The sequence below is a fragment of the Plantactinospora sp. B24E8 genome (assembly GCF_039871735.1).
Lineage (GTDB): Bacteria > Actinomycetota > Actinomycetes > Mycobacteriales > Micromonosporaceae > Plantactinospora.
In genome coordinates this window covers 22397-42972 of record NZ_JBDPMH010000039.1, presented here as the reverse complement: position 1 = coordinate 42972, position 20576 = coordinate 22397, and the positions used below count along the sequence as shown (strand labels likewise).

Here is a 20576-nt window from a genome sequence, read left to right as displayed (position 1 = left end):
CGCAACGTCGCGGCCTTGGCGATCACTGACCCTCTCCCCCACTCGACTGCGCGAACCGGCGGACCAACTCGTCCGCGGACCACTCCCGGGCTGTCCGGACCGACCAGCCGGCGTTGACGTACGCGTCATCGCGGTCGGCGATCTCGGGATCGTCAGGGGCGCCGGACAGCACCACCGCGATCCGCCGCTCGGGCCAGGCAAGCTCGGCCGGCCAGCCCTGGTCACCGAGCTCGTAGCCGACGACCGGCGCCGGCAGGCCCCGCCGGACGAGGGACTGCACCAGCGTCTCCAACGCCGACTCCTCCCGGTTGATGTACCGGAGGACCTCCTGCCACGGCAGGTCGACGTCGAGGGCTTCCCCGGCCGGCGGTGTCGGCTCCGGGGCGAGGCCGAGCCAGTTGGCCGTCTCCGGGTCGACCGGCATCGGCCGCTGGGTCAGCCGCAGACCGGTGCCCTCGCAGACCGCCATCGACGCCGGGTCGAACCCGTCCAGTGTGGAGAGCGCCAGCTGTGCCCCGTCGCCGCCGCCGGGGGCGAGGAACTGGACGAGGTTCGCCCAGCGCAGCCACGCCGCCCACCGGTGGCGGTGCCGCTGCTGCCCGTCCCCGGTCGGGGCGCCGACCGTCTCCGGTCGGTCGTCGACGACGACCAGCGCCGACCAGGTCGGCTCGGCGTCCCGCCCGTCGAGGACCAGGGTGACCGGACAGCCGTCGGTGTCCACCGCCCGGACCAGGCTGATCCGTCCCGGCACGGGCGGCGGCAGCGGCGAGCCGTGCAGCGAGGCGAGGATCCGCTCCCCGATGCCGCTGGAGTCGGACCGGGTCGGCTTCCCGGTGGCCTGGACCAGCAGTCCGGCGAGCGCCGCCTCGGTACGCCGCCGCCACAGCTCCGGGTCCGGTTCGGCGAGGAACCGCAGCAGCAGTTCGACGGGGTTGGTCCAGACGTACCGTTCCAGGTCGCCGGGGTCGGCTTCCGGCAGCAGCTTCCGGTGGTGGTCGCGGGCCCGCTGCTTCGCCAGCCCCTGGTACGGTGCCCAGCCGTTCCCGCCGTTCCCGCCGTTCCCGCCGTTCCCGCCGTTCCCGCCTTCGCCGCCGGTCCGCCAGCCGTCGACGTCGTCCCAGGTGAGGGCGAAGACGTAGAAGTCGTGGGCGCGCAGCCGGTTGCGTTTCTCCGCGTCGTCGGCGAGCCGGTTGTACTCGGCCGACGCGTGGTACTTGAAGCCGTCGAGGTAGACCGCGATCTCCGGCGCCGGTGTGTCGAGGCGCCGGAAGTGCACGTCCGGCCGGGTGCCCCGGATGGTGTTCTGCAGCTTCATCTGCCAGTGGACGACGCCGCCGCCGTCCGGTGCGGTGATCCAGAAGTCGCGCAGCCGCGCGCCGTCGTGGTCGGTCCGCTTCTCGACGCGTACGCCCGAGCCGGGCTCGCCGGCCCAGGCCAGCAGCTTGTTGAGGAACCGGGCCTCGAGTTCGCTCTCCACCTGGGCGATCAGCGAGATGTCGTCGGTACGGATGCCGGAGTCGACCGCCCAGGTGTCGAGGAGCCGGCTCAACATGCCGAGCGCCTCCTCCCGGCTCATCAGGGCGAACTCGTGGTTCCGGGCGTACCGCAGCAGGCAGCGGTGGCAGGCCGACCGGCCCTCGTGCTGGCAGACGCAGTTGCCGATGATCTGTCGGGCGTGTCGGAGGATCTGCCGGAACTGTTCCGGGTCGGCGAGCCGGTGCAGATAGCCGGTGCCCTGCGGCTGGGTGTCGTACACGACGACGTGGTTGCGGGTCGCGCCGCTGGCCCGGTCCGGCATGGTGGCCTCGACGACCTGGATGTGTGCCGGGTCGCCACCGTACTCGGCGGCGATGCCGAGCCGGACGGCGGCGGCGAACGAGACCAGCCGCTCGCGTACCAGGGCGGTGACCGCCGGGACGAGGATCCGTAGCGCCTCGGTACGCAGCTCGTGGGCGAGGATGAGCGGTACGTGGACGGCGGTGCCGGGTGACCGGCGGTGCGGGCACCAGGGCCGGTGGTGTTCGGCGTCCCGGCTCACCACCGATCCCGACAGGTAGGCGGCGACCTCCTGGCTCGGCGTGGGCTGCCCGTCGATCGTCGTCCCGCCGCAGGAGTCGCAGGTGTGGAACGGGTTGAGCCGTACCTCCTGGCCGGCGAAGTACTCGGTGGCCCGGTCGTAGCGTTGCACCCCGAGGTTGTAGTGCCGGACGGCCGCGTCCCGGGTGTAGTCGACGCCGAAGGTCTCGGCGGTGTGCCGCCAGGCGGATTCGATCCGGTCGGGGTCGACGTCGACGGTGGCCGGGGTGACGTAGAACCGGCGTTGCCGGTCGTCGCTGTCGTCGCGGATCCGTGCGTCGTCGCGGCGGTCCCGGCTGAGGACCCGGGTCGGGCGGAGCACGGTGAAGACCCGGCTCTGGTCGGCGAGCCCGGTGTCGGCGCAGCGGGGGCAGGGCCGGGTGTCCTCCTGGGCCAGGTGGGTACGGGCGTAGCCGCACCGGGCGCAGATCCGCCACCGCTCGTACGCCGGCCGGTTCACCGGTCCGAGGTCGAGTCCGGAGATCTCGTGCTGGTAGCCCCGGACGTAGTAGACGTTGCCGGGGGCGAGTTCGACAAGTGCCGGCCGGGCCGGGCGGTCGTACTCGCGCAGTTCGGTGTGGAAGCGTCGGCTGCCGTCCGGCAGCTTCTCCTCCCAGGTGAGGGTGGCGTCGAGCAGTGTGCGGTGGTCGATCAGCGCGTAGTTGGGCAGCAGTCCCAGCTCGACCAGGGTGGCGTGGGCGGCGGCGCCGGCGAGCCGGTGCAGGAGTTTGCGGACCTCGCGGGCCTCCGACTTCAGCATCCGCAGTTCGCGGGCGTGGTCGGGGTCGCCGCTGATCAGGGTGGCGGCGACGGTCTCGATTCCGGCGAGCCGGCGTCGCAGGTCGTCGCGGCGGGCCTCCCAGTCGGCGTCGGCCCGTTTGACCCGGTCGACCAGGCCGGTGTCGGCGAACTGGCGGAGCTGGTCGGCGGCGGGGGCGGAGACCTTGTCGCCGAAGAGGGTGAGGAAGTCGCCGACGAGTCGTACCGCGTCGCGCTGGCCGGCGTCGGCGAGGGCGGCGAGCCATCCGCCGGGGCCGAAGAGCAGGTGGGCGCGGCGGGGCAGCGGCCGGATCCCGGGCAGCCGTCCCCGGGCGGCGAGGTCGATCAGGTGTGCGAGGTACTGCCGGCGCAGGATCTCGACGGCGGAGAGGAAGCAGCCGGGCGGCACGATCTGCCCGGCGATCATGTTCGTCGGGTCGGTCAGGTAGTAGCGGTCCCGTTCGGTGCGGCCGACCAGGGTGAGCACCAGGGCGTTGCCGCTGCGGCGGCCGGCCCGGCCGGCCCGTTGCACGTAGTTCGCCGGACCGGTCGGCAGGGAGGCGAGCACCACCGCCGAGAGGTCGCCGATGTCGATCCCCATCTCCAGGGTGGGGGTGCAGGAGAGCACGTTCGGGTCGGTGTACCGCTCGCCGGTCCGGAACCGCTGTTCGACAATCTCCCGTTGGGGGCGGGTGAGCATGCCGGTGTGCTCGCCGGTGACCACCCGGAAGACCGGACTGTCGAGGTAGAGCCGCCGGTAGTAGTCGTCGGCGGCGGCCTCGTCGCGGACCGGCCGCAGCCGGCCGCCGCAGCGGTACTGCCGGCAGGGCTGGCCGGTCCAGTCGGCGACCCGGTCCGGGTGTTCGGTCTGCTGCCAGTGGCAGGTGTCGCAGCCGACTCCGGCGATGATCGCGGCGTTGTCGTCGAGTCGGGTCACCCGCAGGTGGCCGGGGAGCAGCCCGTACACCCGGTTGCCGTCCTCGGTGTCGCGGGCCGCGACGATGCCGGCGGTGGCCAGCGCCGGCAGCAGCCGGTCGAGGTAGCCGGCGGCGGCGGGCGGGTCGAGGCCGAGGCAGCGGCCGGTCCAGTCCTGGTACCAGTTGCCTTTGGCGCCGATGGTGTCGAACTCGGACCGTGACTTCGGGTTGGCCAGCAGGAACGCCGGCCCGGAGAGCCCGTGCGGGAAGGCCGGCATCCCCTCCGGGCGGCCGCCCCAGATCTGCCAGCGGGTGCCGCCGCGCCGCAGGTAGGGCGCCAGCCATTCGTGGTAGATCGCGCCCCGGGTGCGGAGCCGTTCGAGCAGGCCGCGCAGGTAGGCGAGGTAGCGGGCGTCGTCGGGTAGCGGGCCGCCGCCGGGGCCGGGCCCGGTCAGGTGTACGTCCCGGCAGAGCGCCGCCGCCCGGTCCGGGTCGTCGAGCCCGACCTCGACCGCGACGGTACGGGTCAACTCCAGGGTCCGGCCCTGCCGGGTACGCAGCCCGGTCTCCAGGATGGCGGCGAAGGCGAGCCGTTCGCCGACCAGGGTCCAGGTCTTCCGGTCGCCGGGGCCCTCGCCGGCGAGCAGGCTGTCGACGCCGGGCTGGTCGTGCAGGTCGGGCGGGACGACGGTGGAGAGGATCTCCGGCTTGACGGCTTCGCCGATCATCTTGACGATCAGTTCGTCCAGCCCGACCGGCACCCCGGGGCGGAGTTGCCGGGCGAGCAGGGTACGCAGCGAGAACGCGTACGACCGGTTGGCGACAAAACCGGCCCGGTGGGCGGCATCCTGCACCGAGTCGTTGAAGAGCAGGGTCTTGCGTTCGGCGGCGTCGAGTTCACCGCCGGTGAAGAGGTGGGTGATGGCGACGGAGGCGAGGGTGGCCAGGCCGGCGCCGAGGTAGCGGATGCCGTGGTCGAGTTCGCAGGAGGGGCAGCGGTCCTTGTCGGCGGCGTCGAGGCTGGAAAGGTCGCCGAGGACGACCACGGACTCGTCGCCGAGTCGGCCGCCCCGGTCCTTGTGCGGGTCGAACGGGCGGACCCGGTGGCCGTACTCGAGAACGAGCAGGCCCCGGTCGCGGTGCTGGATCTCGTCGGCGGTGGCGGCGACGAAGGTCCGGACCCGGCGCTTGTCCCGGCCGACCGACGCCCGGTAGATCCGGTCCGGGTCGGTCTCCAGCTCCTGCGGGTCCTTCTCCGGGGAGAGTGCCGCCCAGCCGGAGCGCCCGCAGTGCCGGCAGTAGACGGCGGGCAGCAGTGGGTGGTTCACGTCCGCGACCACCCGGTCGGCCTCGGGGGCGAACGGGTCGGCGGCCCGCTCCGGCTCGCCGTACCAGCCGAAGGTGACCTCGGGGCCGACGCCGCGCAGCAGCCGGGAGACGGACCGGGCCCAGAGGTGGGTTTCGATGTTGAGCAGCGGTCGGCCGGGGAGGTCCGGGTTCTCGGCCGAGGCGAGCAGGCCGACGAACCGGGCCAGGGCCCGGGCGGTGATCTCGGGCCGGGTTTTCATCGCGCTGCCCCAGCCGGTGGCGTTCTTGCGGGGCAGGACCTCGATGACCTCGTCGAAGGTCCGGGGTGCCGGACCGAGTGCGTCGAGGACCGCCTTGGTCAGCGGGTGCCGGCGCAGCAGCGCGCCGAGCCGGGCCGGGTCGGTCGCGTTCCGGTCGGTCGCGTTCCGGTCGGTCGCGTTCCGGTCGGTCGCGTTCCGGTCGGTCGGGGGCCGGCCGAGCAGGAGGGTGGCGAGCCGGGCGTTCGCCGTGGCCGGGTCGGGGTCGTCGACCGCGGCGAGGGTTTCCGGAGCGGGCAGGGGCAGGCCGAAGTCGGGGTCGGGGATGAACTCGGCGGGTTCGTAGCGGTCCTCGCCGATCAGCGAGTCGGGTGGGAACGGCACCCCGAACACCTGTTCGGCGACCTCGCGGATGGCGGTGCTGCTGTCCCGTCCGGAGCCCTCGCCGAGGGTGGCGGAGGTGGCGACCGGGCAGATCGGCCCGAGCGGTCGCTGCGGGGTGGCGAGCCCGAGGGCGATCGCGAGGCGGCGGAGCAGGATCGCGACGTCGGTGCCCTGGGCGCCGTCGTAGGTGTGGAACTCGTCGAGGACGACGTACGCCGGGGCGGCGTTCTCCCAGAGCGGCAGGTCGTCGGCGCGTTGCAGCAGCAGGTCGAGCATCTTGTAGTTGGTGATCAGGATGTCGGGCGGATTCCGCCGCATTTCCGATCGTTTGGTCAACACCCGGGGATACTCGACCTCGGCCACGTCGCCGATGTAGAGACCGGCGGTGACCTGCTGCAGTTCGGCATTGTCGGCGAGCAGTGCGTTGAGCCGACCGGTCTGGTCGGTGGCGAGCGCGTTCATCGGGTAGAGCAGGATCGCCTTGATGCCCGGCCCGTGCCGCAGGCGGGCCCGCCGGCAGTGGTCGAGGATCGGGATCAGGAACGCCTCGGTCTTGCCGGAGCCGGTGCCGGTGGTGATCAGCGTCGGTTCGGCCGCTCTGTCCAGGGTGGAGAGTCGGGCGAACGCCTTCGCCTGGTGCAGCCAGGGGTTGAAGCCGGCCGGCGCCCAGTCGAGTGTGGAGCGCCAGGCGCCGGGCGCGGGCCGGAACGGGGTACGGATCCGCAGGTACGGCCCCCGGAAGATGCCCTGTTCGGGGTGCGTGAGAAAGGCTTCCAGGCCGCGTCGTACCGGTTCGTCGGTCAGCCCGAACGTGGTGGTCAGGTACTGGGTGAGCGTACGGCGAAGGGTGTCGGCGGCGATCGTCGGCCTCATGAGCAACTCACCGCAGGCATGCTACTCGGACTAAGCCATGATCAATCTGTCGTGAATTTGTCCACGGTAGCCGGACAAACGGCGACAGGTCAGTCCGAGTACGCACACACGTCGAAAACGACGGACCAAACGCCGCGCCGGAAGCTGTCGGCGGCATACGAACCTCCGCGATGGTCACCGGTGGCCCGACCACTTCCGTAGCGGGTCAGGCAGGGGCTTGGCGTGCACAACGGCCAGCTCGCGGTTCGGCCGGGTGAGTGCCGTGTAGAGCGGTCCGTGCCGGCCGAGGTTCTGTGGGAAGTCGGCGGGCTCGACGACCACGACCGCATCAAACTCCAATCCGCGGGCGGTGTCCGGGCGGGCCACCGTCACCTCCCGGCCCGAGTGCCGCCAGGTGTAGGAGCCGCTCTTGACCGTTGCCCAGCCCGCCTGTCGCAGCATGGCCTCCACCGCTTTCGGGTCAGCGGTGATGACGGCGAGCGTGCCCTGTGGATGGGCGGCCTGCAGCCGACCGACGTGGTTGAGCACCACGTCGGGAAGGTCCGACGCCCGGCACTTCTCGACGGTTGGTTCAGGACCCTCCTCCTGGAAGGCCACCACCGCGCGTTCGGTGGCGGGAAGAAGCCGGTTGGCGTACTCGAGGATCGGTCGGGTGGACCGGTAGCCCCGCTTCAGCCGGCGGATCGGCGGATCGGCGTAGGGGATGTCCAGCAGAGGCAGGACCTGTGCCCAGGACGCCGGCGTGTGGTCGGATCGCCGTTGGTTCAGGTCGCCGACGAGCGTCCACGCGCGGGCCTCGTTCATCGAGCCGAGCAGAAACCATTCCAGCGACGTCACGTCCTGGGCTTCGTCGACGATGATGTGTTCGATGCCCACGAGGTCGCGTGGTTTGCCAACCTCCCACTGGATGATGGCGAGCAGTGGGGCGTGTGCCCGCATGTCGAGCGCGTCCCGGGCCGGTCGGAGTCTGTGCAGATAGCTGATCCATTCCGGGTCCCTGGTGAGGGGGTGTTCACTGCTGCCGTTGCGACGCAGGTAGTCGTAGACGTTGTCGCAGTTGACCTTCGTGCCGCTGCTCCGCAGCCGGGTGACCGCCGCCCGTACGAAGAGGCCAAGGTCCTTGTCGACGTCCTGCCAGGAACGGGAGATTCCGCCCCGGAGGGCATGCCCCATGCCGAGGATGCGCAACATCAGCTCGGGCAGCGAGAGAACCAGAACCCGATCCGACCCGCCGGTGAGTCGGTCGACGACCGGCCGTACGTGCTCCGAATAGCCGCTTGTCGGCCCCACGACCAGAACCTTGCCGTCGAGGCTGTTCTCCGGAGGTGTCTCGTCGTTGACGAGGTAGGCCGCCCGGTGGGAAGCGATGATGGTCTTTCCCGTACCGGGTTGGCCTTCGATGATCATACTGTCCATCGCCGGCACGGTGACGAGGTTGTACTGGTCCGGCTGGAGTGTGGCGAGCACGGGGGCGAGACTCTTTGTGCGTGGCGCGGCGAGCCGCGCGCGCAGCAGTGCCTCCGCGCGTGTGGTCGGCGCGGCGGGCGGCCCGACCCGGGAGGCCGGGGACGGGGCGGGCGTTTCGGGTCGTACGGCCGGAGGCGCGGGTTGGGCGGGCGGCGGCGTGGGAACTGTGCCGGCAGCCGGCATGAACACCAACGGTGGCGCCTCGGGCTGCCGCCCCACCGGGGGTCTGGAGCTGACGACCGGAGTCTGCTCCGCTGGCTTCTGCGGTGTCGTCGGCTCCCGCGACGGGGACCGTGCTGGTGACTGTGCCGCCAGCCGAGGTGCTGTCGGTGGGCTCAGGGTGTTCCGACGCTTCGGCGCGGCGGGCACGGTGAGTTCGCGCTTCAGGAAGGGCTGTGCCGGCACGTCGTCGGCCACCTGCTCGTCGTGGAAGGCGACGATGTCCTCGCCTCGGTGCTCGAAGGCGCGGATGACCGCGACCTCCTCGCAGAACTCGTGGTGACGTGACCCGCGAAAGAACGTGCAGGCGACGGGGGCGGCCCAGCTGAAGACGTGGACGCCGTCGAGTTTGGCGTAGGTTTCGCCGATGTAGAAGTCGTTACCTCCGGCGAACAGGTCCGGATGGGGCTGGCGGAGGGCCACGCGGCCGACGAGAGCGCCGAACGGCATGACGGAGTTCTGTGGTAGCCCGGTTCCGGTCCAGAAGTTGTTGCGTGGTCCCTGATGGGTGACGGGCTGACTCGCCCTGTCACGGACCACCCGGCGGTAACGCCGCTGCGCGGTCCTCTCGTCTTCGAGGTCGAGTTGCGTCCTATTCAACATGCTCCGTCCCGTGAGTGATCGTGACAACGCATGCGGCGAGCGGTTCCAGCCGGATCTCGGGTTGGCCCGCGGTACGGATGCTCTCCAGCAGTGCGATGAACCTTTCCTTCGCGCGGCGTTCCTGGCTCTTGAACAGCTCGATGCTCCTGGGCCCACGGCCGCGTGACCGTGCGGTCTCCATGCGCTTACGGATGGCCGCGAGCTTGCGTTCGTGCTGCGCGCTGACGGTGAGGATCCGCGCCTCCTGCAGCGCCTCGAACTCGCCGTCGCGGCGTCCCTGCTCCGTTATGTGCCGCAAGTGCAGGCGGTCCATCGCGCGCTCGGCGAGCGTGGGAAGCCGGCTGATGCTGGGCATCGGCTCGTCGACGAGTCTGCCCTCCGCCAGGGCGGCCAGCAGCGCGTCCACCGGTCCGTCGCCGGCGTCTCGCCCGGTCGCGGTGACGGCGGCGCCCCAGATCTCGTCACCACGCGGGGACGCCGTCGCCGCTGTGGCGAGGACAACAACGTAGCTGCCGGGCGCGACCTCGTCCGGAGCGCCCGAGATCCGCAACGACGCGAATCGCGCCTGCCGGTGTCCGGGGATCGCGGCCGCCGCCATGGTGAGCGGGCTTGTCGCGGTGAGCAGGGTGCCGCCGTGGGTACGGGCGTGCTCCTGTTCGAGGACGAGCGTTACCGGTAGTTCGTGGCGTAGTTGCGCGGAGATCGACCGGATCTCGGTGCGGGAGCGCTGCGCGGACCGGGCGAGATCGTCAACGCGGCCGGCCATGGCCGCGTTGCCCCGCAACTCCAGGGTGAGCCCGTCCGGCGCGACTCTCACACCCGTCGCCCCGTCGGTGCGCGCCCAGTCGTCGAGCAGCAACGCGAGTTCGCGCTGCCCGATGTAGCGGCCCGTCCGGACCAGGTCGTCCTCGAGTCCGGTGACGTCGACGTCGTTGCTCACCAGCAGCGCGCTCGACGCGTCGGAGACGTCCCGGAGGCCGGCGCGCTGTTCCTCGATCGCGGTCAGCGCCTCGTGCAGCTTCTGTTCGCGCTGTTCCGGGGTGAGCGTGAAGTCGAACCCGGCCTGCAGCACCTTCGGCGCGTACGCGGAGATGATCGGCTCCAGCGCGCCGATGGAGGACTCGAAGATCCGGATGCGGTCCAGGAGGCGGGCAAGGATGCGCTCGTCGATGGTGGCCTCGTTGACGAAGTTGACAACGAGGATGGTTTCCTCTTTCTGGCCGATCCGGTCGATACGGCCGATACGCTGCTCGACCTCCATCGGGTTCCACGGCAGGTCGTAGTTGATCACCGCCGAGCAGAACTCGAAGTCGAGACCCTCGCTGGCGACGCGGTTGGCGAGTACGAAGTCGTAGCCGCCGGCACGGAAGTCCGCCATGATCTGGCGGCGTGTCTCGCGGCTGACCCCGCCGTGCATGACCGCGACCTTGAACTCCATACCGAGCCGGTCGGCGAGGTACGCCAGGGTCGGGCGGGAGTGCGTGAACAGCAGGGCGCGACGCTCCTGCCGGTGCAGTCGCCGCAGCACCCTCCTGAGCAGGTCGAGCTTGGTGTCGACGTGCTCGGGCAGGGCCTCGGCCGCCTTGACGAGCTCGGGATGCGGGTCGAGTCGGTAGGCGCGCGAGTCGGAGTCGGCGTCGGTGACGTCGCCGAAGCCGTCCGGGTCGAGCACCGCGTACCGGGCCATCGGCAGGCACGCGCTGGCCAGTCGCAGCGGCATCTGCATCGCGAAGTGGAGCGGGGAGTTCATCGCGGCGGCCCGGTCCCGGCACCAGCGGAGGTACTCCTGGTAGAGGACCGACTCGGCGGGGTTCCAGGTGACCTCCTGCCGGTCCTCGGTACGCGTGGCCTTGCGGTCGTCGACCTCCACCTTTTTGGTCCGGGTGATGACGGTGGAGAGCGTGTTCAGGGTGGCCAGGTAACGCTTGGCGTCGACGATGTCGCGGGGGCCCAGCTCGTCCCTGTCCAGCAGGTCACGCAGCAGCGCGAAGTCCGGCCGGCGCATGAGCGCCGCGCCGAACGACGTGTCCTTGAGTCCGTTGAGCTGGCGGAGCAGTTCTCGGCCCCGGACCCCCTTGTCGACGAGCCGCGCCGTGACGGCGTTGATGACCCGGTTCGGCTCCAGCCGTAGCTGTAGGTCCGCCATGCTCCCGTAGTCCTCGGGCGCGAGCAGTTCGAGCAGGTTGAGGAGGTCCTGCTCGCCGAGGTTGATCGGCGTCGCGGTGAGGAAGACCAGGTTCGCGGCCCACTCCGCCAGCTCCGTACCCAGGGCGTAGCTCTTGGTGTCCTGGTTGCGCATGGCGTGTGCCTCGTCGACGATCACCAGGTCGAACTCGGGAGGCACGGCGCGCAATTCGTCCAGCCCGTCCCAGGTGCGCAGGCGTTCGAGGCTGCAGATGTAGGCCTGCCGGCTGGGCAGCCGGTTCTGCTGGTGGCGGGTGAGGAAGGACTTCAGGCTGGTGTTGTCGAGTTCCGTGAGTTCGAACTCGAAGCGGTCCTCCATCTCCTCCTTCCACTTGCCCAACAGGCTGGACGGACACACGACCAGGACCCGGTCGGCCTCGCCACGGGCCTCCAGTTCGGTCCAGATGAGGCCGGCCTCGATGGTCTTGCCCAGGCCCACCTCGTCGGCGATGAGCAGCCTCGCCTTGCCGGTCTGCAGCAGCTTCAACACCGGCTTGAACTGGTAGGGCCGGAAGGTCGTCCGCGTGGCCCGGAACGAGTAGAGCGTGTTGGCGAACTTGCCCAGCAGCTTGGCGCGGGTCAGGGTCGCACCGAACCGGCTCGCCGGGGTCGGCTCGCGCGTCACCCACGTCGGCGGTGCGTCGATCTCCGGGCGCGGACGCAACCGCGACTCCACGACGTCCTGCTGGCGACCTTCGACCATCACGGAGTAGGACCAGTGCTCGCGAAGGAACTTGCGGTCGCGCACCACCACGTCCACCCCGCCGGGATAGGTGACCGCGGCCTCGTTGACGGCGAACGCCGGGGACGGCACCTGCTCGGCCCTGCCCCACAGTTCCTCAGCCCATTCCCAGGCGGCGAGCAACGGGTGGTCGGCGTCGAGGCCGTACGGCGACTCCACCATGGCCCCACCCGGTGGTGCGCCGACCGCGACCTGCAGGATGATCGGGCCGTCGTCGACCCCCTGGAACCAGTAGATGCCCTCCGGGAGGTCAACCTCGGGCTGCCACAGCACCCGGCACGTGCTCACCTGGTCGGCGAGCAACCGTACGGGGGTGTCCAGGACGAGGGCTCGCTCGAACCGTCCCCGGTCGAACGCGACATCGGTCCGCTCGTGGTCGGGGAAGTAGCCGAACGTGACATCGTGGGTTGAAGGGCTGGGAGTCACTGCGCACGCGCTCCTTGCCGTCCCGCCGGATAGCAGCTGACGGGATCCGGGGTGGAACCTATTGGTCGTCGCGGAGTTTATTTATCCACATGCCACCGGACCTGGGGCGAACAGCCCAATGTGAATGGACGTTACGGCGGCTCCACGCCGGCTAACGGTTCTGAGGACTTCCCGGCCCATGCCTCAGTAGAAGCCGCCAACCGATGGCCTGACCACAGGCGGGTGACCCGCTCGCCGAGCCTTTGCCGGGAGGTCGTCTGCGGGGAGCCGCCGTGCGGCCATCGGACCGAAAACGCTGGTCGGACAGGGTTTCCCGGCTCGACGGGTACCGGCCTGGTTGCGAGAGTCGTCTATAAATGCGTCTGTACTGCCGCACCGGAGGCCGAGGCCCTGGCGACGTGAGGAGCATCCGCGTGGCTGAGGACGAGTCGGACGCCCGGAAGAAGTTCGCCGTCGGCCTCGGTGCGGTTGCCGCCGCCATCAGTGTGCTCACGTTCCTCGGCTGGGACGACGAACTCAAGCAGGCACTTCCGATCGCCGACCGGTCGACGACCGCGCCCGCCGTACCCAGCAGGCAGGCCGTCGTCACTCCGCCGGCTGTCACCCGCCCGGATCCTCAGCCGACCCGGCCGCGACCCCGGCCCACCCCGGAGGAGACCACCCCTGATCCGGAGGACGTCCGCCGGGCGTACGTCAGGCAGGCGGACGAAGCCTGCCTGACGGCCGTTGAGGCACGTCCGGGCCCGGTCAGCGTGCTCAACTACGAGTGGATGATGGACGTGGCCGCGGCACGTGAGCGGATGCTGGCTGACTGGCAGACGGTGTCGGTCCAGCCGTCGGGCGGGTCGAACGTCAACCGGGTGCGGGAGATGTGGCAGGACTTCCACGAGGCGACCACGTACTGGCGCTACATGGCCAACAACCTGCTGGCCCGCAACAAGGACGGGTACAACGCCGAGCTGCGCCGCTTCCAGTACGCGAACACCTCGTTCCTCCAGCGGGCGAACCGGTACGGCTTCCGGGTGTGCAACTTCCAGTGGCCGACGGCGGCTCCGGCGCGCTGAACCCGGACGCGGAGCGCCCCTGCACGACGCACCACCCCACCTGGCAATTCGCCACGCTACTGCGCAGCGTCTTCATGCACCATGGCGTTCAACGGCGGGTCTCGGCCACCGTTTGGGCGGAGGCATGCCACGATGCGGGAAAGCTCAACCGACCGGGGCGCGTCCGGCGGCTAGTCGGGCGAGCACGTCGATGGCGTTTCGGGCCGAGTAGTTCGACAGCCAGGTGCTTACCGCGAACGTGCTGCGATCCGCTTCCTGCTGATCCGGTGGGCGTAGCGTGGTGGGAAGGTCCTTTACCCGGACGACCACCGTCCAGGGGCCGCCCGAGAGGCCCATACGACTGGTCTGGATCGCGAAGATGGACTCGACATGGCTCCAGGGCACCCGGATCGCGAAGGCGTCCGTGCCGGTGCGACTCCGTGCCCGCACCCAGATTCCGCCCGGATCAGCGGCGAGCCAGACTCCGGTCACCTTCGGTACAACGCGGAGGATGGCGAAGAGGACCACGGTCAGGAATGGAAGCACGAACACCAGCAGGGTCCATGGCACCCCAGACGGGGCCACGGCCGGGACGCACAGCGGCGACAGGACGCCCAGCCACACGACCGGCTGCAGGGCCAGTACCCACACGAGCGCCCTGCGGCGTAGGACGAACGGTTGCCCCTCGTCGGGGATGCTCGGCGCGCTCCGAATGATCTGGTCGTCAGGCACCGAACATCTCACGGGACAGTCGGCCGAGCGCTGCCGGGCCGTCGCGGCCGTTCAGAGCAGCAGGATCAACAGTCAGACCAGTGATCCGTTGGTACTCCGACTGGGCGGTCCGACCGAACTCGGCCTGCGCCTCGGCGATGAGTGAGAGGACCGTCTGGGCGATGGCGCGGCCGTCACCCCGGCGGAGCGCCGAGTCGGCGATGTGGAGATCCAGTACTGCACGATCGGGGCCGATCGTGACCTCGACCAGGCGGTCGTCGCTCTGTCGCGTCACCCGTAGCCGAGCCACGGCGTCACCGGCCTCCAGGATGCGAGCCCGGGTTTCCTCGAAGGCGTTCACCATCTCGTCGAGCCGGGCAGCGAGGTCCTCGCGCACAACTTCTCCTAGCTGTAGGGATCCGCGGTCTTCGGGGTCCAGCCCCACGCACGACCGTCAATGCTGGGCAGTGCGTCGACTGGTGAGTTGGAGTTGCGGCCGACACCGTCGAGCGAGCTCTCATGCTTGGCGAGCAGCGCGACACGGGGTCTCGCCATCGACAGGTAGGTGATGACTCCGGAGGCGAGTCCGCCGATCAACCCGAGCAACGACACGATGATGTTGCCGGCTCCGACCAGGCTCACCACGCTCAGAATCAGGCCGACGGCGGTCAGCACCGCACCCACCATCTCCAGCCAGGTGAGTTCGATACCGTCCGCCACCATCACGAGAGCGGCACCGACGATCGGGAGGCTGTCGGCCTCCTGGTGCAGCGCCGCTCTGACCTCGCCGAGGTAGCGTTCGTACGCCTCGCTCGCGCTGCCCTGCCAACGGTTTTCAACCGTACGGAGAAACTCGTCCACCAACTGCTCGGCATGGACGTTCACGCCGGTGAGGTTGGCGAGGAGGTAGGACTCGTGCCCCACACCTCGGTTGCGGCACGCCGGAATTCGTCCGTGTCGACAAACTGCTGAAAGTCCTTGAGCATCTTGATCGGATCGTCGACGCCGACCAGTCGGGCGACTCCGCTGAGGACGTAGGCCGCCTCCGGGATTGCGAGAGTCATCGGCCGACCGCCCCGGTCCGGCCGGCAGCGCCCCGGTCACTGCTGTCGTACTCGTCAGCCGCCTCACCGAGCAGGCGACCGGCTTCCCTGATCGCGTCCCGGATGCGGCGCAGTCGCCACTCCGTCCCAGACTGCGCATCCCCATAGGCATCTCTGAAGGCTCGAAGTTCCTCGGCCATCAAGTGAAGCCAGCCGGTACGACTGCTGAATGCGTCGATCGGGATCGTCGCCGGCCCTCCGATGGAAAACCGCTCCTGTAGCGGCTTGAGTTCCTCTGCGACCTGATCCAGGTGGACCGCATACTTCCGCAGGACGTCCGTATCAGTGACAAATGCCTCTGGCTTCGCCGTCTCGGGCCCCTCCCCCGCTATCCCACACCCGACGATAGTAGTCAATTTATAGATCATCTGGGCTCCCGATTCTCAGCCTGTCTCACGCCTCAACCCTTGGCTGGTCGGAAAGATCGTCGCCGCGGGCAGGGCCGCTGCAGGCCGGGCCTGCCGCGATCCGGGAGTGGCCGTTGGCAGCCAGGCAGGCGGCATGTGCCGTACGCGCAAGGGGTTGACCCGTTGAAGATCGAACCCGACGATGGGTGCCCGACCACAGAGAGGCGCTGAAATGCGACGGGTGGCAATGTGGTTCGTGTCGATGGCTCTGCTTTCGGGAGCCGTTGCGTGCGGGGGCGGTGAGCCGGAAACCTCCGGCTCGTCCGCCAGCCCGTCCGCGGCGGCGGTCCCGGGGCCGGGGCAGCACGAGTTGACGTTGGACCATGGCGGCGTTACCCGCAGATACCGGGTACACGCACCGCCGAGTTACCGGGCGGACCAGCCGACGCCGCTGGTGATAGCCCTGCACCAGTACCCCGGCAGCGGCCAGGGCCTGAGCCAGGCGATCGGCCTGGACGAGGTGGCCGCCCGGGAGAATTTCCTGGTCGCCTACCCGGACGGCGTCAACCGCGGCTTCAACGCACTGGTCTGCTGCGGCACGGCCGACGACGTCGGCTTCCTGTCGGCGCTGACCGAGCACATGGTCACGACCTGGCGGGTCGACCCGGACCGGGTCTTTCTGACCGGCATCTCCAACGGCGGCGACCTGAGCTTCCGGGCGGCGGTGGAGGCCACCGGACGGTTCGCCGCGATCGGGGTGGCCAGCGGCGGCTTCATCGGCGAGCGCGCGGCCGCGGCCGACTACGCGCCCAAGAGTCCGGTCTCGGTGATCACGTTCATCGGCGGCCGGGACGGGTACGCCGACGATTTCAAGGACGGAATCCAGGCCTGGCAGAAGCGGCTCAAGTGCCGCCCGGTGCAGCCGGCGCCGGCCGCGCCCAGCGCGTCGATCTCACTCAGCCGGGCACGGTGTGGCGATGGCAGCGACGTCGAGGTCTACGAGGTGGCGGAGATGGGGCATGCCTGGCCCGGCGCCCGCAGTGGCAGCATCGCGGCGCCCGACGCCGGGATCATGGCCACCGAGCTGATCTGGCAGTTCTTCGCCGCGCATCCCCGACAGCGCTGACCCGTCGCCGATCGGCCCGATCACAAGGCGTCAGGCGCGGGGCAACGCCACGTGCGGGTCCGTGTTAGGACTGTTCCGTGAACCGGACTGCATACCGACTCGCCGTGGTACTCGTCGCGATGGCAATGGTCAGCGCGCCTCAGCCGGCTATGGCTGACAGCGCCACGGCGACGGTGTACGCCGGCACCGGCGAGCCGGGCTACTCCGGTGATGGCGGCCCCGCCGTTGCCGCAGCGCTGAACAGGCCGGGCGGGATTACGGTCGGGCCGGACGGAGTCGTTTATGTGGCTGACACGGAGAACTGGGTCGTCAGGGCGATATCCACGGACGGCGTGATCCGTACGGTCGCGGGCCGGGGACGGTCAGAAGCGAACACACCGGAAACACCGGTGCGGGCGAACGCTGCCGTCCCCGGATCCGGGGTCACCCTGCGCTACCCGCTCAGTGTGGATGTCGACGCGGCCGGCACCGTCTATATCGGAGACAACGGGAACGCTCGCATCCTCTCGCTGTCGCAGGGTGGCGATGTCACCCTGGTGGCGGGAGGTAACGGCGCCGGGTTCTCCGGCGACGGTGGGCCGGCGGTCGAGGCGCGGCTTCGGGACGTCGCCGGCATCGACGTCGAAAGCGACGGCGCCCTGGTCTTCGGCGACCTGCGGAACTACCGGATTCGACGCGTCGACGCCAACGGCCTCATCAACACCGTCATCGGCAGTGGTGACGTCGGACTGGTGGCGGGGGGTGAGGCCGGGGCGTTCACCTTCCCCTACGCACCGATCTCCACGGCGGCCGGCCCTGCCGGGGACCGGTGGGTGGCGAGCACCCTGCTGTATGCCCTGTCCGGCTCGCGGATGCGCGCGGTGGTCCGGGACGGTGACGGCCGCTGGTCCTACTCCGAGTCGCAGAGCGCCTCGATCCCTACCGGCGCCTGGCTGGGCAACCTCTACGTGGCCGCCACCAAGAACGCGGTCTACCTGTCGGCCGACGACGGGCTGTACCGGCTGTATCCGGACGGCGGCGTGGAGACCCTGATCGCCAATCCGCCGTTCGTCGGTCCCCTGACCATGCTGGACGACAAAACCGGCTACCTGACAGATCCTCGGCTGAACAAGGTGTACCGGCTGGATCTTCCGGGGCTGTCTGACGCGGATCCGATCGGCGGTGGTGAGTGGTGGCGGCAGTGGTGGGCGCTGGCGATCGCGGTCGGGCTCACGATCGCCGTGGCGCTCGTGGTGACGGTGGTCGCGGCACGCCGCCGCAGGTCATAGCCGAGTCGCTCGGCGCAAGCTTCCTTGGGCGGTCAGGATGCCCGGCCGCAACACTTCTTGTACTTCGTCCCTGATCCGCACCAGCAGGAGGCGTTGCGCGGCGGCGGCCAGGCGATCACGTCCTGCCCGGTGATCGTTTTGCTGTACCGGCTCTTCACCGCCGAGTCGAGCGGTGACTCTCCGAGCCGCTCCGCGAACTCGCAGAGCCCCGCCACGGTAGCGGGAACCACCCGGATCGACGGCACGCCCTGGGCGGCCAGCCCTCGCCAGCGGCGCTCGGTCGCCGTGTAGTACTCCTCGTCGGTTGCGTCGTAGGCGTCCGGCCACCGCCGGCATGCCTCGGCCCGCTCCGCGCGCTGGAAGACCAACATCCGGACCTGGCGCGGCACCCGGCCGGACGCCACCGCGTCGCTCACGTCGGCTACGTCGAAGACGTTGTCCCGTGGGTCGGGCGGGCCCAGGGTACGGTCTCTTTGCCGGTTGGCACCGACAACGATTTCGTCCGTCGCGTCCGGTGGCAGTCCCAGCTGTTGCCGGACCTGCATGCGCCCACGGAGCGTGATCAGCGACGGCCACAGCCAGCCGTCCGGTCCCCCCAGCTTCGCCAGCTCATCGGCGGACAGCCGGGCGACCGTGCGGTCGTACCACCGTAGTGCTCCTTCGAGATCCTCACGCTCGGCGAGCAACTCGGCGGCCAGGGCGCAGTGTCCGTCGTGCAGGGCGGCGTCGTGGGCCAGCCGGTCCAGCTCGGCGTACGCCTCATCGGCAGCGTCCTCGGCGAACCGGTCCTCGGCGAGCTGCAGCCGGGCGTAACAGCCGTCCTCGCCACCGTCGACGATCAGCCGCCGCAGCGCGGCGTCCGCCCGATCCGGCCGACCCGCCTCGCGCCACGCCCTGGCCGCCTCCAGCAGGATCTCGCCACGCTCGTCTGGATATTCCTCCGCCTCGGCCTCAAGCGCCTCGGCCTCATTCATCGCACGCAGAGCCACGCCGACGAACCTACCCCTGTCGCCCGCCTAGCAAGCGCACGCCACGTCCGTCCGGTCGTCAGGCGCGGGAACGCGATGGTTTCGGCTTTGCCGGGACAGACCAGCCCAGACCCGGAAGCCAGAGCGTGCAGAGCGGGTGTGGTTGGCCGCGAAGCCGCTCCGGGCGTACTAGCGTCAGGGGCGTGACGAGTCCTGGTGCGAGGTACGAGCCGCTGACGGTGGCGCGGCTCGGCGCCCTGTTTGTCGGAGCCGACGAGACGCAACGCTGGCGGTTGGTGGCGGAGTTCCTCGAGGAGTACCGCTGGGAACCGCCGGAGAAGCGTGGTGGTCTGCTGGACGAGGAGCCCGCCCCAACCGGTGACGAACACTGGGATGTGTTCCTCGCGGCGTTGACAGAGCACCTGGCGGCAAAGGACGGGCGTGGCGCACCGTCATGGGTTGAGACACGCTCGCTGCGGCGGTTCTGGTTCCCGTTCAACACCCGTGCGGCGCGGGTCGACGCGGTGGTCCACGCCCCGGCGGCGTTCCGACGACGTGGGGTGTTTGTCGCAGCTCAGGAGTTGAACGTCGCGTGAGCGCTGACGATCCGCTGTTGGACCGTGCCGCGATCGAGGAAGCCTTCCGGCGGCTCGGCAATCGACTACAGAGGCGAGGCGTGGTCGCTGACCTCTATGTCTTCGGTGGAGCGGCCATGCCCTGGCCTATGAGGCACGCCGGGCGACGGCTCGTCCCGGGCGTGACCCGTCGGAGAGGATCGGTCACCACCGCTCGGCGAATCCGCCGAGTTCGTCGAGTTCTTGACGGGTCATACCCGTCAAGAGGGCAACAGACGCGGTGACCGAGCCATCGAGCTGCCGGAGCGTACGGCGGACTTCCGCCTGTAGTTCCGAGCGATGATCCTCGACGTACTCGCATGGCGACCTTGGATCAACAGCGGTGGGGGTTGAACGGTGATCACCATATGGCTGGGCGGTCAGCGGCCAAGGAATCAGATTGTCATGCGGCCCACTGCATAGATATGCTCGGGGCATGATGATGCCGCCACCGGAGGAGCCCGGCGCGACGGGCTCGCCGTGCGACCTGCGGGTGTGCTTCTTCGGTGACTCGTTCACGGCGGGGGTTGGCGATCCGTCCGGTGTGGGCTGGGTGGGGCACGTGGCCGCTGCCGCCCGTGCGCAAGGCCATGATCTGACCGTCTACAACATGGGGGTTCGCCGGGACACATCCCTGGACGTGGCCCAACGTTGGCTTCCTGAAGCCCGTGTCCGCCTCAAGGACGGGCAGGCTTTCGGGGTCGTGTTCGCGTTGGGGACCAACGACGTGGACATGCAGCTCGGCCAGGTTCGTGTCCCGCCGGGCCGATCGCTCGCGCTGCTTGCCGCGATGCTCGATGACGCCCACGCCGCACGGTGGCACACGCTTGTCGTTGGGCCGCCGCCGGTGCTGGACCGGCAGGCAAGCAAACGGGCTGCCGATCTCGCCGCCGCGATGGCGCAGGTGTGCACCACCCGAAGCGTGCCGTTCGTCGATGTCACGGCGCTCTCAGCGGACCCGGTCTGGAGCCAGGAGATCGCTGCGGGTGATGCCTATCATCCGTTCGCGGCTGGTTATGCCCGCCTCGCCGCCCTGGTAGAGCCGGTTCTCCTGCGGTGGCTGGCCGGCATGCCAGCCGACCTGATGAAACCAACTGACCCACCACAATTGCTCCCAAGGTCGTAAGGCCGGGTCGACTCGCCTGGTGAGCGATGGCTGGGTGCCCACCTAGCTGAGTCAA

At 69.9% G+C, this 20576-nt stretch carries 14 protein-coding genes; 5 read left to right on the top strand and 9 right to left on the bottom strand.

What is annotated here, in order from left to right; genetic code table 11:
* Nucleotides 1–22 precede the first annotated feature (22 nt).
* From ABGB21_RS32300 to ABGB21_RS32290, 3 genes are all read right to left on the bottom strand, one after another.
* Nucleotides 23–6574: a DEAD/DEAH box helicase gene (locus ABGB21_RS32300; protein WP_347681039.1), complete on the bottom strand. Its 6552-nt coding sequence runs from the start codon at nt 6572–6574 to the stop codon at nt 23–25.
* A 174-nt stretch (nt 6575–6748) separates the two neighbouring features.
* The gene (locus ABGB21_RS32295; protein ID WP_347681037.1) at nt 6749–8890 is read right to left on the bottom strand and encodes a hypothetical protein; all 2142 of its coding nucleotides are present in this window, start codon (nt 8888–8890) and stop codon (nt 6749–6751) included.
* A complete protein-coding gene (locus tag ABGB21_RS32290) occupies nt 8853–12215 on the bottom strand; it encodes a helicase-related protein (protein WP_347681035.1) in 3363 nt (1120 codons plus the stop codon). The genes ABGB21_RS32295 and ABGB21_RS32290 overlap by 38 nt, the downstream gene beginning before the upstream one ends.
* Before the next feature lie 413 nt (nt 12216–12628).
* Here ABGB21_RS32290 and ABGB21_RS32285 point away from each other — a divergent pair, with 413 nt between their 5' ends.
* A complete protein-coding gene (locus tag ABGB21_RS32285) occupies nt 12629–13279 on the top strand; it encodes a hypothetical protein (protein ID WP_347681033.1) in 651 nt (216 codons plus the stop codon).
* Nucleotides 13280–13423: 144 nt separating this feature from the next.
* Here ABGB21_RS32285 and ABGB21_RS32280 read toward each other — a convergent pair whose 3' ends face one another.
* Genes ABGB21_RS32280 through ABGB21_RS32260 form a run of 5 tightly spaced genes read right to left on the bottom strand, consistent with a single transcriptional unit; the run spans nt 13424 to nt 15440 of the window.
* Nucleotides 13424–13990, bottom strand: coding sequence for a hypothetical protein (locus ABGB21_RS32280; protein WP_347658014.1), 567 nt, complete (start codon nt 13988–13990; stop codon nt 13424–13426).
* The gene (locus ABGB21_RS32275) at nt 13983–14366 is read right to left on the bottom strand and encodes a YbaB/EbfC family nucleoid-associated protein (protein ID WP_347658016.1); all 384 of its coding nucleotides are present in this window, start codon (nt 14364–14366) and stop codon (nt 13983–13985) included. The genes ABGB21_RS32280 and ABGB21_RS32275 overlap by 8 nt, the downstream gene beginning before the upstream one ends.
* 8 nt (nt 14367–14374) lie before the next feature.
* Complete coding sequence (locus ABGB21_RS32270; protein ID WP_347658337.1) at nt 14375–14854, bottom strand: hypothetical protein; 480 nt, start codon at nt 14852–14854, stop codon at nt 14375–14377.
* Complete coding sequence (locus ABGB21_RS32265) at nt 14851–15033, bottom strand: hypothetical protein (protein WP_347658336.1); 183 nt, start codon at nt 15031–15033, stop codon at nt 14851–14853. The genes ABGB21_RS32270 and ABGB21_RS32265 overlap by 4 nt, the downstream gene beginning before the upstream one ends.
* Entirely contained in the window at nt 15030–15440 is a 411-nt protein-coding gene (locus tag ABGB21_RS32260) for a hypothetical protein (protein WP_347658335.1), read from the bottom strand. The genes ABGB21_RS32265 and ABGB21_RS32260 overlap by 4 nt, the downstream gene beginning before the upstream one ends.
* A gap of 349 nt (nt 15441–15789) precedes the next feature.
* Here ABGB21_RS32260 and ABGB21_RS32255 point away from each other — a divergent pair, with 349 nt between their 5' ends.
* Together ABGB21_RS32255 and ABGB21_RS32250 are read left to right on the top strand one after the other, a co-directional pair.
* On the top strand, nt 15790–16545 hold the full coding sequence (locus ABGB21_RS32255) for a PHB depolymerase family esterase (RefSeq protein WP_347658334.1): 756 nt from the start codon (nt 15790–15792) through the stop codon (nt 16543–16545).
* Nucleotides 16546–16934: 389 nt separating this feature from the next.
* On the top strand, nt 16935–17813 hold the full coding sequence (locus ABGB21_RS32250) for a hypothetical protein (protein ID WP_347658333.1): 879 nt from the start codon (nt 16935–16937) through the stop codon (nt 17811–17813).
* 32 nt (nt 17814–17845) lie between these two features.
* On the opposite strand, the gene ABGB21_RS32245 is transcribed toward ABGB21_RS32250, so the two are convergent.
* Nucleotides 17846–18802, bottom strand: a complete 957-nt coding sequence (locus ABGB21_RS32245; protein WP_347658332.1) for an SEC-C domain-containing protein — start codon at nt 18800–18802, stop codon at nt 17846–17848.
* A 182-nt stretch (nt 18803–18984) separates the two neighbouring features.
* Between ABGB21_RS32245 and ABGB21_RS32240 the strand changes: the two genes are divergently transcribed.
* Together ABGB21_RS32240 and ABGB21_RS32235 are read left to right on the top strand one after the other, a co-directional pair.
* On the top strand, nt 18985–19377 hold the full coding sequence (locus ABGB21_RS32240; protein ID WP_347658331.1) for a hypothetical protein: 393 nt from the start codon (nt 18985–18987) through the stop codon (nt 19375–19377).
* 454 nt (nt 19378–19831) lie between these two features.
* Nucleotides 19832–20521 (top strand): GDSL-type esterase/lipase family protein, encoded by a 690-nt coding sequence (locus ABGB21_RS32235; protein ID WP_347681032.1) that lies wholly within the window; start codon nt 19832–19834, stop codon nt 20519–20521.
* Nucleotides 20522–20576: the final 55 nt, after the last annotated feature.

Bases quoted from the DNA above. Each gene is read 5' to 3' on its own strand.
- ABGB21_RS32300 (WP_347681039.1), bottom strand. From the start codon at position 6,574: ATGAGGCCGACGATCGCCGCCGACACCCTTCGCCGTACGCTCACCCAG.
- ABGB21_RS32265 (WP_347658336.1), bottom strand. From the start codon at position 15,033: ATGACTCTCGCAATCCCGGAGGCGGCCTACGTCCTCAGCGGAGTCGCC.
- ABGB21_RS32260 (WP_347658335.1), bottom strand. From the start codon at position 15,440: ATGATCTATAAATTGACTACTATCGTCGGGTGTGGGATAGCGGGGGAG.
- ABGB21_RS32235 (WP_347681032.1), top strand. From the start codon at position 19,832: ATGATGATGCCGCCACCGGAGGAGCCCGGCGCGACGGGCTCGCCGTGC.